Annotated in this window: 14 protein-coding genes; 7 read left to right on the forward strand and 7 right to left on the reverse strand. The window is 46.8% G+C overall.

The genetic code is table 11. From position 1 onward, the window contains the following. The 3 genes from IBX48_RS08585 to aroK form a co-directional block, all read right to left on the reverse strand. Nucleotides 1-897, reverse strand: an 897-nt coding sequence (locus IBX48_RS08585; RefSeq protein ID WP_296833249.1) for a D-hexose-6-phosphate mutarotase, incomplete at its 3' end; no start/stop codon positions are given. Between the two features lie 85 nt (nucleotides 898-982). Beyond that, a complete protein-coding gene (gene aroB / locus IBX48_RS08590) occupies nucleotides 983-2,062 on the reverse strand; it encodes a 3-dehydroquinate synthase (protein WP_296833252.1) in 1,080 nt (359 codons plus the stop codon). 92 nt (nucleotides 2,063-2,154) lie between these two features. Next, nucleotides 2,155-2,682: a shikimate kinase AroK gene (gene aroK, locus IBX48_RS08595; protein WP_296833283.1), complete on the reverse strand. Its 528-nt coding sequence runs from the start codon at nucleotides 2,680-2,682 to the stop codon at nucleotides 2,155-2,157. Between the two features lie 121 nt (nucleotides 2,683-2,803). Between aroK and gmk the strand changes: the two genes are divergently transcribed. From gmk to IBX48_RS08620, 5 genes are all read left to right on the forward strand, one after another. Beyond that, nucleotides 2,804-3,421: a guanylate kinase gene (gene gmk / locus IBX48_RS08600; RefSeq protein WP_296833255.1), complete on the forward strand. Its 618-nt coding sequence runs from the start codon at nucleotides 2,804-2,806 to the stop codon at nucleotides 3,419-3,421. 20 nt (nucleotides 3,422-3,441) lie between these two features. After that, a complete protein-coding gene (locus IBX48_RS08605; RefSeq protein ID WP_296833257.1) occupies nucleotides 3,442-4,626 on the forward strand; it encodes a DegT/DnrJ/EryC1/StrS family aminotransferase in 1,185 nt (394 codons plus the stop codon). A 47-nt stretch (nucleotides 4,627-4,673) separates the two neighbouring features. Continuing rightward, nucleotides 4,674-5,744, forward strand: a complete 1,071-nt coding sequence (locus tag IBX48_RS08610; RefSeq protein ID WP_296833260.1) for an iron-containing alcohol dehydrogenase family protein — start codon at nucleotides 4,674-4,676, stop codon at nucleotides 5,742-5,744. Between the two features lie 104 nt (nucleotides 5,745-5,848). Beyond that, nucleotides 5,849-6,595 carry a 3-deoxy-manno-octulosonate cytidylyltransferase gene (kdsB, locus tag IBX48_RS08615; RefSeq protein WP_296833262.1) on the forward strand — a complete coding sequence of 249 codons (747 nt, stop codon included), beginning with the start codon at nucleotides 5,849-5,851 and terminating at the stop codon, nucleotides 6,593-6,595. A gap of 3 nt (nucleotides 6,596-6,598) precedes the next feature. Continuing rightward, complete coding sequence (locus IBX48_RS08620; RefSeq protein ID WP_296833265.1) at nucleotides 6,599-7,807, forward strand: glycosyltransferase N-terminal domain-containing protein; 1,209 nt, start codon at nucleotides 6,599-6,601, stop codon at nucleotides 7,805-7,807. Here IBX48_RS08620 and IBX48_RS08625 read toward each other — a convergent pair. The 3 genes from IBX48_RS08625 to IBX48_RS08635 form a co-directional block, all read right to left on the reverse strand. After that, nucleotides 7,804-8,895: a hypothetical protein gene (locus IBX48_RS08625; protein WP_296833267.1), complete on the reverse strand. Its 1,092-nt coding sequence runs from the start codon at nucleotides 8,893-8,895 to the stop codon at nucleotides 7,804-7,806. The genes IBX48_RS08620 and IBX48_RS08625 overlap by 4 nt on opposite strands. A 117-nt stretch (nucleotides 8,896-9,012) precedes the next feature. After that, nucleotides 9,013-10,368: a glutathione-disulfide reductase gene (gorA, locus tag IBX48_RS08630; RefSeq protein ID WP_296833269.1), complete on the reverse strand. Its 1,356-nt coding sequence runs from the start codon at nucleotides 10,366-10,368 to the stop codon at nucleotides 9,013-9,015. Nucleotides 10,369-10,510: 142 nt separating this feature from the next. Next, the gene (locus tag IBX48_RS08635) at nucleotides 10,511-11,248 is read right to left on the reverse strand and encodes a glutathione peroxidase (RefSeq protein WP_296833272.1); all 738 of its coding nucleotides are present in this window, start codon (nucleotides 11,246-11,248) and stop codon (nucleotides 10,511-10,513) included. Nucleotides 11,249-11,493: 245 nt separating this feature from the next. On the opposite strand from IBX48_RS08635, the gene IBX48_RS08640 reads away from it, so the two are divergent. Beyond that, entirely contained in the window at nucleotides 11,494-12,114 is a 621-nt protein-coding gene (locus tag IBX48_RS08640; RefSeq protein ID WP_296833275.1) for a hypothetical protein, read from the forward strand. Nucleotides 12,115-12,156: 42 nt separating this feature from the next. Here the strand turns inward: IBX48_RS08640 and IBX48_RS08645 are convergent, their stop codons facing one another. After that, nucleotides 12,157-12,606, reverse strand: coding sequence for a hypothetical protein (locus IBX48_RS08645; protein WP_296833278.1), 450 nt, complete (start codon nucleotides 12,604-12,606; stop codon nucleotides 12,157-12,159). Between the two features lie 219 nt (nucleotides 12,607-12,825). Here IBX48_RS08645 and selD point away from each other — a divergent pair, with 219 nt between their 5' ends. Beyond that, nucleotides 12,826-13,881 carry a selenide, water dikinase SelD gene (gene selD / locus IBX48_RS08650; protein WP_296833280.1) on the forward strand — a complete coding sequence of 352 codons (1,056 nt, stop codon included), beginning with the start codon at nucleotides 12,826-12,828 and terminating at the stop codon, nucleotides 13,879-13,881. The last annotated feature ends 27 nt before the right edge of the window (nucleotides 13,882-13,908 follow it).

The following is a 13,908-nucleotide window of genomic DNA, read 5'->3' on the forward strand; positions in this document are numbered from 1 at the left end:
TGACAGCACCATGCCCATGGTGTGTTTTTCTCCGGCTTTGAGTTGGTAGCCGTTTTGTAGGGCGTTGCCGGCTTCGACACACACCATAAATTCGTATTGGTCATCGGGCATATCGGCAAAGGCTTTGGCGCCTTCTTCGCCTGGGTTCCATACGATGGTGCTGGCGCTGTTGATTTTGTCCATCACAATATCGCGACCTTGATCTTTCATCACGACTGCCGTGTTGTGGTCCACATACACACAGTCCATTGGCGCTTGTACTTTTAGGGTGTCGGTTTGTTTGAAGTCGGCGAAACCTTGATTTTTGTCGTAATAGGTTTTGCCTTCTAAACCTTCCACCACCAGGCCTGGTGCTTTGGCGACTTTGAAATAGGTATGCAGGGCTTCGGTAACGTACCAGGCCTGGTTGCTGCGGTTTTCGCCAATGAGTTCAACCGTTAGCTTTTCACCTAGGGTAACGGCTAAACGGACTTTAAAATCAAACGGCCAGGCTTTTTCTATTGAGGCATTGGGCGTTAGGCTTAAGATCACTTGAGTCGCCTCGCCAACGCTGGCAACGGATTCGACTTCCCATAATTCGTAACGCGCAAAGCCGTGGGCTTTTTTGGCGGCATCAGTTGGGTGCGCGCCCATTTTGCTTGGGTCGTGTGCGCCAAACCACGGCCAACAAACCGGCACACCGCCACGTACAGGCTTGCTGCCATCGTAAATAGCGGTATCGCTGACCCATAATAAATCCGTGCCGCCAGCCGGAATGTAACTTAATAAGGTGGCGCCGTGGGTGGTGACGGTAGCTTGGCCAAAGTTGTTTTTAAGTTCAATCATGACCAATTGGTCACGCAGGTAGAAACGCACGTTGGGATGGTTAAAGCGCTGTTGCAATTGATCAATCATCATGATATTTCCTTTTTGGTTGTATAACGGAAAGAGTGCTTGTCGGATTACGCTGAGCTAATCCGACCTACTGCCTCTGTGGTGAGTTTTAAACCCGCCAGTCGGTTAGGGTTTTGGTTAGGGTTTTGGCTGGGTAATCGCCGGTGATGTAGGCTTCACCGATGGACTTTAATAACACTAAACGCACTTTACCGGCTTGAACTTTTTTGTCGCCCGCCATGTATTGCATGAACTGGTCGTTGCTGAGTTCGTTCGGTGGATAAATCGGCAGTTTGGCGCGTTTGAATATGGCGCCGATGCGTTCGACATCCGCCGTGTTTAAATCACCTAATAATTGCGACATATAGGCCGCTTGCATCATACCCGCACTAATGGCTTCGCCGTGTAACCAGGCGCCGTAACCCATGCCAGCTTCAATCGCGTGGCCGAAGGTGTGGCCTAAATTCAGTAATGCGCGTTGGCCTTGTTCGGTTTCGTCGGCGGCGACAATATCGGCTTTACTTTGGCAAGAACGCTGTATCGCTTGCGCCAATAATTGATGGTCGCGTGCCATTAAACCTTCGAGGTTTTGCTCTAGCCATTCGAAAAAAGCTAGGTCACGAATCAAGCCGTATTTAATTATTTCCGCTAGGCCGGCGGATAGTTGACGATCATCCAGCGTATTCAAGGTGTTGGTATCAATCACCACGGCTTGCGGTTGGTGGAACGCGCCGATCATGTTTTTGCCTTTGGGGTGATTCACGCCGGTTTTGCCGCCAACCGACGAATCCACTTGTGATAATAAGGTGGTGGGCACTTGAATAAACGGCACACCACGCTGATAAGCCGCCGCGGCAAACCCGGTTAAGTCGCCAATCACGCCGCCGCCTAACGCGACTAGGGTGCATTTGCGGTCAAAATGACGTTCGATCAGTTTGTCGAATACCGAGTTCATCACCTCTAGGTTTTTGTAGGCTTCGCCGTCTGGCAGAATCACGGTATCGACATCGAAATTTTTAAACAGGGCTTTGCAGGTGTCTAAATACAAGGGCGCGACCGTGGTATTGGTGACAATCATCACCTGCGTGCCTTTTACAAACGGCGTCACCAGGCCTGGTTGTTGTAATAAATCCTGACCAATATAGATCGGATAACTGCGGTCACCTAAGTCAAGGTTAAGAGTAATCAATGGACTGTCCTTAATACGTTTGCGGATTATTAGCCTGCGTTAAACGGGGTTTTTTACAAAATCTTTATTGCCGTGACCTTAAGCGATAAAACTTAAGACACAATGCCCCGGGCTTCGAGCTCTTCGTGAATATGTTTAACGACCCTAAAAATCGACACTTGCTGAGTTTCAATCACCAAATCGGCAATTTCGACATAAAGCGGATCGCGCGCTTCTAGAATTTGTCGAATCACTTTTTCTGGGTCATCGGTTTGTAACAACGGGCGATTACGGTCATTTTTGGTACGTTGGACCAAGGATTCGACCGACGAACGTAGGTAAATCACAAAGCCGCGTGAGCGTAATGCGCGCCGATTATCTTCGGCCAACACCACGCCGCCGCCGGTCGCCAATACGATATTGGGGCATTGTGTGAGTTCGTCTATCACCGCAATTTCGCGCTGACGGAACCCAGCCTCGCCTTCGATATCGAAAATCATCGGAATCGTGACGCCGGTTCGATCTTCGATTTCGTGGTCGCTGTCGAGAAATTCATAGCCCAGTCTTTCGGCTAAAAACCGGCCGACTGTGGACTTTCCGGCTCCCATTGGGCCGACTAAAAAAATACTTTGATTGTGCATGTAAATTATTGTATCCAAAATTGCGCCGCAGAATCTAAAAACCTACACGCAAATTAGCCTGGTTTGATAAGATAGTTTAAATTTTTTTGTGTTAGACGAATATCGTCCTGTCGAGAATCCTATGTTAGGCAATCTTTATATTATTTCGGCCCCTTCCGGTGCGGGCAAAACCTCTTTGGTCGGCAAACTGCTGGATAAGGACCTATTGGTTCGCGTGTCGGTTTCGACCACCACACGCCCGATGCGCCCAGGTGAAAAACACGGGGTGAATTACTTTTTTGTAAGCGTGGCGGAATTTAAAGCCCAAATTCAAGCGGGCGAGTTTTTAGAGTACGCCCAGGTGTTTGATAACTTTTACGGCACCACCAAAGCCAGCGTTGACCAGCAGTTGGCCGCTGGACAAGATGTTATTTTAGAGATTGACTGGCAAGGCGCACAACAAGTTCGCCAACTTTATCCTGATGCTTATTCGATTTTTATTATGCCGCCTTCGATTGAAGAGTTGGATCGTCGATTAAATGGTCGTGGTACCGATAGCGCGGACATTATCGCACGACGCATGCAGGATGCAGTGTCTGAAATGAGGCATTATCCCGAGTTTGATTATGTGGTGATCAATGATGATTTTGATGCCGCCTTGCATCAGTTACACGCCATTTTTATTGCCAATCGTCTCAAACTAGACCAACAGCAAGTGCGTCATGGCGTCTTGTTCGACACATTAATTAAACATTCTTAATTTTTTAACTGGAGAGCTTCATGCCGGGCTTTGAGCTATTTGATGAATCCGAAAAACAACAGGTTGCCGAGGTAATGGACAAGGGTTTCACCTTCCGTTACAACTTTGATGGCATGCGTAATGATGTCTGGAAAGCGCGCGAGCTGGAGAAAATGATTCAAGACACCATCAAAGTCAAACATGCGCACTTAGTATCAAGCGGCACGGCGGCCTTAACCACCGCTTTAGCCGCCGCTGGCATTGGCGCGGGCGATGAAGTGATTGTGCCGCCGTTTACGTTTGTCGCCTCGGTGGAAGCCATTGTGTTAGCGGGTGCCATTCCGATTTTTGCTGAAATTGATGAAACCCTGTGTTTGTCGCCGGAAGGTATTGAAGCCGCGATTACGCCACGCACCCGCGCGGTTAATTTTGTGCATATGTGTGGTTCGGGCGGTTATATGGATAAAATCAAAGCCGTCTGCGACAAACACAATATCGTGCTGTTAGAAGACGCTTGCCAAGCCACTGGCGCAACTTACCAAGGTCAAGCTTTGGGGTCGTTTGGCCAGGTCGGCACCTTCTCGTTTGATTCGGTTAAAACCATCTCATGCGGTGAAGGCGGCGCGGTCTTAACTAATGACACTCAAATTTACAATTACGCACACCAGTATTCAGATCATGGTCACGATCATATTGGTTCGGATCGTGGGGCAGAGAGTCACCCGATTATGGGCGCCAACTATCGCATTTCGGAAATGAATGCCGCGGTGGGTGTCGCGCAGTGGAAAAAACTGGATCGTATTTTAGATATCCAACGTCGTAACAAAAAAACGCTGAAAGACGCGTTAAAGCAATACAGCGAAATCTCATTCCGTGACCTACCGGACGAAGCTGGTGATAATGCGGGTTTTTTAAGCATTATGTTGCCAAGCGAAGCGCGCGCGCGTGAAGTGGTGGCTGGTTTACAAGCCGAAGGCATTCCGGCGGTGTTTTACTGGTATGGTAACAATTGGCATTATTTGAAAAACTGGCAGCACATTCAGCAAATGAAAGGCCCAGCCAAACTGCCAATTGAACTGATTGCCGATCGCCCAGATTACAGCCAAGTTAAAACGCCGAAGTCGGATGAGATTATGAGCCGCACCTTGTCGATGTTGATTAATTTGAGCTGGTCTAACACAGATATTCAAAAGCGTATTGACGCCTTTGCTACCGTATTTAAATAAGCGCCCCGCCAACCAGCAGGCCTGGTGATTAAATAAAGGATTGATGAATGAAATTTCGTAACTTTAAAACCGTTCCTCGCATGATTTTTGGTCGTGGCTCGTTTGACCAGCTCGACGAAGTGTTAGCCGAACAGCGCCAAACCGACAAAGATTTTGTGGTATTCGCGGTCGACAGTGTTCACAAGGGCAAACCACTTGAAGGTCGTATTCCGGCTTTACCGCATGACATGATTTTGTGGGTGGATGTGACGGATGAACCAAAAACCACTTATGTCGATGCGTTAACTGAACAAGTGCAAGCATTTGCAGACCAAAACCCAGTGAGTGTTGTGGGTTTAGGTGGGGGTTCGACGTTAGATTTGGCTAAGGCGATTTCGTTAATGTTAACCAATCCGGGCGGGTCGGCGTCTTACCAGGGTTGGGATTTAATTAAAAACCCCTCTGTGCATCATGTGGGCATTCCCACCATTTCGGGTACGGGCGCAGAAGCGTCGCGCACCACGGTTTTAACCGGCCCAGACAAAAAATTAGGCATGAACTCGGATTACACCGTGTTCGACCAAATCATTATGGACCCAGACTTAGTAAAAGGCGTGCCAACCGATCAGTGGTTCTATACTGGCATGGATTGTTATATCCACGGTATTGAGGCTTTAAACGGCACGTACATTAATGAGTTTGCGCGCGCGTTCGGTGAAAAATCACTCGATCTTTGTCGCGAAGTTTATCTGGGTGATCACCCAGATGCGGATGAAAAATTGATGATGGCCTCTTATATGGGTGGTCAAAGCATCGCGTATAGCCAAGTGGGCGCGTGCCATGCCTTATCTTACGGTTTGTCTTATGTTATGGGTTATCACCACGGCATCGGCAACTGTATTGTCATGGACGTGTTGGATGACTTTTATCCAGAAGGCGTGCGCGAGTTCCGTGAAATGATGAAAAAACACAATATCACCTTACCCAAAGGCATCACCAAAGGTTTGTCTGAAGACGACATGCAAAAAATGATTCGTGTATCTTCTGGCTTAGCGCCGCTTTGGGAAAATGTTTACGGCAAAGACTGGCAAACCCACGTTACCCCAGAACTACTGCGTTCATTATTCAACAAAATGTAATGCTGTTTACCACGAAGGATACGAAGAGCACGAAGTTATAATTTTATCGCTTTTCTTCGTGGGCTTCGTGTCCTTCGTGGTTAAATCATTTAAACGAGACATCTATGCAAACTTATGTATTTATTCCGGCGCGTTATGGCAGTTCACGCCTACCGGGCAAGCCACTCAAACTGATCGCTGGCAAACCCATGATTCAGCATGTGTATGAACGCATTGCTAAAGCTAAGGGTTTAGCCGGGGTGTACGTGGCCACAGATGATGAACGCATTGCCGAAGTGGTGCGCGAATTTGGTGGTGAGGTGATTATGACACCAGTTGAAGCCGCCTCCGGCACAGACCGCATTGCTGCGGCCGCTCAAGCCTTAGGTTTAAGTGATGATGCCCTCATCGTCAACGTGCAAGGCGATCAACCTTTGGTGCATCACGAGTCGATCGAAGCGGTTATTTCGCCTTTTATGGCCACCAATTACGATGGTTCGTTTGAAATGTCGACCTTGTCTTTCAAGATTATTAACGAAGCTGAAATCACCAGTCCGAAAGACGTCAAACTGGTCACTGATGTAAATGGGTTTGCGTTGTATTTTTCACGCGCCACCATTCCACATGGCCGCGATTATTGGGATCACGATTCTTTTAAACATTTAGGCATCTATGCCTACACCAAACGATTTGTTGACCAGTTTAACCAACTGCCAATGGGTCAGTTGGAAGACATTGAAAAACTAGAGCAACTGCGCGCGCTCGAATACGGCCACAAAATCAAAGTCGTGCTCAGCGAACACGATTCGCCTGAAGTGGATGTGCCAGGTGATATTGAACTGATGGAAGCCTTGTTGCTGTCTGGTCACTAAGCCATGCTTTACCAGTTTTTAATTCGTTTATTAAGCCCATTAGTTGTGATTTTAATTGTGCTGGATGCGATTAAACGCCAGGGCGGCTGGAATTTTATAAAACAACGTTTGGGTCTTAGTTATCCAACCACCAGGCCTGGTGCTATTTGGTTGCATTGCGCTTCAGTAGGTGAAGTTAAAGCGGTCGAAGCCTTAATCAAATCTGCGCCCCAGCAGGCCTGGTTGATTACCACCAGCACACCCAGCGGTTTTCAAACCGCCGAAAAACTTGGTTTTGCCAATACTGAAATTCGTTACTGTCCATTCGACTGGCCTTTTGCGATCCGACGTTTTTTAAAAACCAGTCAGCCCGCTGAATTGTGGGTGGTAGAAACTGAACTTTGGCCAAACCTCTATAAACTTGCGCACCGCCAAGGTCTCAAAATTCGTTTAATCAATGCGCGTTTATCACATAAAAGCCTGAGTGCCCCCAATTGGCTGAAAGCGCAATATCGTCTGTGTTTAACACTCACCAGCCAAATATTAGCGCGCTCAAACGCCGAAGCCCAACGTTATATTCAACTGGGTGCGCAGGCGGATAAAGTGCAGATTTTGGGCAATCTAAAACAGGCCGGTTTGAAATCTTTGCCACAATTTGAGCGTGAAGTGGCACGTGACTATGTTTTGTTGGCATCATCCCACGCGGATGAGGAAGTGCAAATTTCACAACGTTGGCAAGCATTACAGCGCACCGAATTATTGGTGATTGTGCCCCGCCATGCGAAACGTGGTGTACAAATTCAAAACCAGTTAAGCCAACTCAATCTCAAGGTAAGTTTAGCTAGTCGTCAACAAGCCATTAACCCCGACACCCAGGTGTTTATTGACGATCGGTTTGGGCATTTAATGGGCTTATTTGCCCATGCGAAATTAGTGATTATGGGCGGATCATTTGTGGCTAAAGGTGGACATAATTTTTTAGAGCCCGCGGCGCTTAAACGCACTATTATTACGGGCTGGGATAACCGTGATTTTGAAGATGAACTGGTCGAATTCCAACAGCATTCTGCGATTATTGTGTGTGCCGATTATGACAAACTTCAACAGCGTTTAAACCAGTTGCTCAGCAATCAAGCAATAGCTGACGCGCTGGCTGATCAGGCTTATTTATGCATCCAAAACCAAGTTGATATACTTAAAATTTATAGAAACGCGCTGAACTTGGCTGATTAACTCGACTCTAGCTTGACCTGCTCGCTAAAACTAAGCGGTTGTGCAACACGCCAATCTGCCGTGGTTTGGGTGTTTTTATGATGACGTTTGATTTTGCCTTCGGTCGCCACCACTTTCACGCCACGCCGCAATAAAGCATTCACCACCGAGGCATGCGGATAAGATGACTCGCCACTCGGCGTCGAGATAAACGCGACCTTGTGTTTAACGACAGGCTCTTGCTCTAAAGGCGCGCCCACCAATCGGTTCAACAACACACTCGATACATGCTCTAATGCGCCGTGATGCGGAACTTGCATAAATTGGATATGTTTAGGCGCATGAATATTGAGTAGTTCTAAATAATCCAGCGCTCGGTGCAAAGCCTCTACCCCCGCGTGCCCAGTCAGTAACAAGCCATAATGATAATCTTCTAAGTTGCCATACAGCACCACCGAACTTTCGTTTTCGGCGGAGGTGTGGCCGGTTTCCGGCAAGTATTCGGTTTCCCATTTTTCCGCCGCCCAAGATACGGCACGTTTGGCGGTTTTTCTCAAACAGCGTAAAAAACGCATTAAATGATTGGGCGATGAAATCGGTTGTTTAAATTGTGGAACCAACTCACTTACATACCATTGCTTGGCTGGCGACAACACATGAAAATGCCCGATCCATTGGCCCTGAAACGGCTCTTTAATCGCCACACCTTTTTGATTGGCTAACTTGGCAAGCTCATAACTACTGCGAAACTTGGCTTCAAACGTTTGACCTAATCCAGGTTGTTTGGATTGATTCGTCATAAAATAGTCGGCCATCTCACGGCAATATAACCAAGGCTGATGTAGCCAAAGTGTGCCTACTTGCATTTGCTCTAACACAACCACCAGGCCTGGTGTACTGTGAGGATCGGGATGAGAGCAGACCAGATGTTCGATACAGTCCGTATTAAAGAAATGCTGGATGTGTTTAACCAGTTTTTGCGCGTGCTGAGAATCGCCGGCATCATATACGATGATTTTTTGATTATGGGTTAAACCATAACGCAAAGCAATCGCATCGCCAATCTCGCCGCCGGTTTCGGATGGTAAAAAGTCAATTTCAAATGGCACAAAAACATCCTCTGGTTTGGCCACATTATAACCTTAATTTTTACCCTGCCATAAAAAAGCCCGCTGGTTTGAGAATCGAACTGGCGGGCTTTTAACGAGTTACGGGCTTATGGCGTTTTAACGCATGGTGACCAGTTCTTCTGACGAGCTTGGGTGAATCGCGATGGTTGCATCCAGGTCGGCTTTGGTCGCCCCCATTTGCACCGCAACCGCAAAACCTTGCAACATTTCGTCTGCGCCGTCACCGACGATATGAATGCCCACGACCTTTTCTTCTGGCCCGGTCACCACCAACTTTAACGCGGTTTTAATTTGGTGGTGAGTAAAGGCATAACGCATTGGCGTAAAAATCGAGGTGTAGACTTTTACGTTGTCATGGCCATATTTTGCACGTGCATCATGTTCCGCCAAACCGACCGTGCCCACCGGTGGGTGAGAGAAAATAACCGTTGGCACCGCATTTAAATTCAACTTTAAATGCGGTTTATTATTGTATAAACGCTCCGCCAAGAAACGTCCGGCACGAATCGCGACCGGTGTTAATTGCGGCTGACCGGTGACATCGCCAATTGCAAAAATATTGTTGACCGAGGTACGATGTTCGTCATCTACTTCGATAATACCTTTAGAGCTAGCTTTTAAACCAGCGTTTTCAATCTTCAACGGTTCAATTAAGTTGCTACGACCCACCGCCCAGACGACTTGATCAAAACCGTCTAGATGCTGGCCGTCTTCACTTTCAACTGTTAAGCTACCGTTTTCGGCGCGGTAAATACGCGCAACACGGAAGTGGTATTCTTTATGGATACCACTGGTAATCATTGCATTGGTTAGATTTTCACGAATCATATCGTCAAAGCCACGCAAGACTAAATCCTTGCGGCTCAACAAACTCACCTCCGTACCCAAAGCCTGGAATACACCCGCCAACTCGACACCAATGTAACCACTGCCGATCACGGCAACTTTTTTTGGTTGCGTCCTTAAGGCGAAGAAACCATCCGATGTAATGCCTAATTCAGCGCCTTCGACATCTTGCGGAATATCCGGCACGCCCCCCGGTGCGATCACGATGGTTTCGGCGCTGTAGTGTTTGCCGTCGACTTCAACCGTATGCGCATCCACAAAGCTACCCCAGCCTGTTAACACATCAACACCTAGGTCTTTCATGTAGCCGTTATACCAAGTGTTAATGTTTTTAATATATTGCTCACGCTGATCAACTAATTTTGACCAATCAAAGCCTTTGACATCAACATCAAACCCAAAGTCCGGTGCATCACGCAACGCTTCGGCAATATGCGCGCCAAACCACATGACTTTTTTCGGAACACAACCGATGTTTACGCAGGTACCGCCTAGTTTTTTGGCTTCTACCACGGCACATTTTTTGCCGTATTCTGACGCACGTTCAACAATCGACAAACCACCGCTACCGGCACCAATCGCTATTACATCGTAATCATATTGCATCGCTGTATCCTTTTTGTTTTAAACCTGTTTTGTCTGAATTTGAGTTAAACCCACACAAAACAAGTTTGGTGAAAAAAGGGAGCCGAAGCTCCCCTTAATAACCACCAGGCCTGGTGGTTATGGATTGAGTTCGTTAACGAGCTTATTTTTTAAGATAAGCGTCTAACTCTTCAGATCCACCAATGTGCTTACCTTCGATAAACACTTGTGGCACGGTATCACGGTTGGCTACAGCACGCAAAGTACGCGACGTTACACCGCTATTGCTGATGATAATTTCTTCATACTTAATGCCAGCATCTTCTAGCGCCGCTTTCGCTTTTGCGCAGAATGGGCAACCCGTTTTAGTGAAAATAGTCGCAACGGGTGGTTTTTTTGCTTTTGGGTTGATGTAGTTCAACATGGTGTCGGCATCCGACACTTCAAATGGGTCACCTTCTACTTCTGGTTCGATGAACATTTTTTCAACGACGCCATCTTTAACCAGCATCGAATAACGCCATGAACGCTTACCAAAACCTAGGTTTGCCTTATCAACCAACATGCCCATGCCTTCTGAGAACTCACCGTTGCCATCAGGAATTAGAACGACATTGTTGGCTTCTTGATCTTGTGCCCACTCGTTCATGACAAACGTGTCGTTTACCGACAAACAAACAATGCTGTCTACGCCGTTTTCAAAGAAAACCGGTGCTAGCTCGTTATAACGAGGCAAATGGGTTGATGAGCAAGTAGGCGTAAACGCACCTGGCAAGGAGAAAACCACAACGGTTTTACCCTTAAACAACTCATCAGTTGTCACATTTACCCACTCACCATTCTGACGAGTTGGGAAAGTTACATTAGGAACGCGTTGACCTTCTTTATTCGGTAATGCCATGTTTTATCTCCATCGTTTAGTTAAAAAATCAGCTAAAAATTTTAACCGACTTATTCGGTTGGATGCTAGTTTAGTGAGATATTAGCCATTAGTAAAATTAAATATATAAATAGTTTTGATAGCTAGGGACTATCAAAACTATTTACTTCAATATGCTAGAAATGAAATCACTTAAGAAGTTGTTACATTAGTGTAATATTATATACACTTCATTACAGTCAACCAATCTAACCCTAAGGTGCTTTATGCTTAACAGTGTATTTATGCTTTTTACAATCGCTTTCTTTACTGGTCTAAGTATCGTTTTTACAACACGTCCGGGGTTGTTGGCCGATGAAAATGGTTTGTATGAAAACATTCAACTGGCTTTAATTGCGCTGGCCTTTGTGCTTGCTTTGGTTAATGCTTTATCTCACAAACAGCGAAAGTTAATTTATATCAGCACTGGCTTTGCGTTGTTAAGTGTGGCCTTCTTTTTGCGCGAGCTTGAACTGCGAGATACCGACTTCCCAAGCTGGCTCATTTACATCGCGAGCCCTAGCGGTTCAGCCGTGATTACCACCCTGCTATTTCTACCTTTTATTGTTTATAGCTTACGCCACTTCTTATTTGCATGGCAAAGCGCGCGGTGTTTTTTAAAAACCCAATATTTTTGGATGATGTTATTAGCCGCTGGCTTTTTATTCGCCGGTGGTGTATTCGATCGCGAATGGATAACGGACGAATATGGGCTGTTTTTTGAAGAGTTTTTTGAAGCGGCTGGTTATTACACTCTGGTATGGGCTTTATTTAAAATGACTCCACAACAACGTGCTCACGACTCACGCATTTATCGTAAAACACGCGATTACCGCTGCTTTGACTAAGCTTTCATCAAGCAATACCGCGCCTGTAGTTTGGCGCTCAATCTATTGAATAGGCGCGCGTTGTAAGGCTTTCATCATCCATTCAAGTTCGTTACGTTCTTGCGCAAACTTCATCAACAAACCCAGCAAGGCTTGATCTTCATGTTTTGAAGCGATGCGGGCCGCTAGTTGAAACTCTCGATCCGCTACCGAACCTTGAAATGCGTTTTTTTCCAATAAAACCGCCACCACACCAATGTTTTGCAGCAGGCAGGCGGCTTGTAAAGGCTTAACATCCTCGCCAGCTGCATCTTTATCTAGCGGTTTCTGCGGATCAAGAGCATGGTTTTCAATCAAAACTCGCGTCATCCAATAATTCATTTCCGGCTCTTCGCTACTTTCCAACACATGCATAAACATGTCGCTGGGTTTCATGCCGTGCTCTTTAATTAACCTATCCAACGTGGCCACAAATGCCTCGCGGTTGGCTTGATCTAAATTGAGTAAATTCATGCGTCTCCTTTTATCGCGTCTAGCCTGAAATTGTAACCGCTCTAACTTAAGTTCGTAACCCAAAATTTAGAGCTCCTGGCTTAAGCTTTGAAGTTCAATCGGCTGATTCTTGAGTTCTGTGGGCGGGTTGGTTATACTCGCGACGTGCGAAACCGCCCAGCCTGACTTACATCGACAGCCTGCATTATCTTAACCTCTCAACACAGGTATTTAATTTCCATGTCCACTAGCCAAACTGCGCAAACTTTAATTCGCCTGACGGAGTTCAGTCATGGGGCCGGCTGCGGCTGCAAAATCGCACCGCAAGTATTGGATCAGATTCTTAAAAGTCAGTTAACGATTGCGCTGGATCCCAACTTGCTGGTGGGTAATCAGTCAAAAGATGACGCCGCAGTTTACGATTTAGGCAATGGCAGCGCCGTGATTTCGACCACCGATTTTTTTATGCCGATTGTGGATGATGCGTTTGAATTTGGTCAAATTGCGGCGACTAATGCCATCAGCGATATTTATGCGATGGGCGGGCGACCTTTGATGGCGATCGCGATTTTAGGCTGGCCAATTGACAAACTTAGCGCAGATGTCGCCCAAAATGTAGTCGATGGCGGACGTAAAGCCTGCCAACTGGCGGGCATTCCATTAGCGGGCGGGCATTCGATTGACTCTCCCGAACCGATTTTCGGTTTAGCCGTGACCGGCCTCGTAGAAAAACAATATATTAAACGTAATGACACCGCCAAAGCCGGATGCCAGCTTTACCTGACCAAACCACTTGGAATCGGGATTCTGACCACCGCCGAAAAACACAAAAAACTCAAACCAGAACACCAACGACTAGCACCGGATACCATGTGTCAGCTCAATAAGATCGGCACCGAATTAGGCAAGCTGCCTGGCATCAAAGCCATGACGGATGTAACCGGATTTGGCTTACTTGGTCACCTAATTGAAATGTGCCAGGGTAGCCAGCTGTCGGCACAGATCGACTATCAAGCTGTGCCCAAACTGCCACATATCGAATCCTATTTGGCACAAGGCTGCACACCGGGCGGCGCGCAACGTAACTACGAAAGCTTTGCCCACCTAATTGGTGAGCTTGACGAAATGCAACAGAAAATTTTGTGTGATCCACAAACATCCGGCGGGTTATTGGTTGCGGTGGACAAAGCCGGTGAAGCCGCTTTTTTAGCCGTTGCTTTATCACAGGGGCTAAGTCTCGAACCGATTGGTGTGTTGCTAGAAAAACAGGGCGCGCGGCTAATTGAAGTCATCTAATTTGACGGCATGCCATTAAACGCGAGT

The organism is Thiomicrospira sp., assembly GCF_014859555.1.
In the GTDB taxonomy this organism is placed as follows: domain Bacteria; phylum Pseudomonadota; class Gammaproteobacteria; order Thiomicrospirales; family Thiomicrospiraceae; genus Thiomicrospira.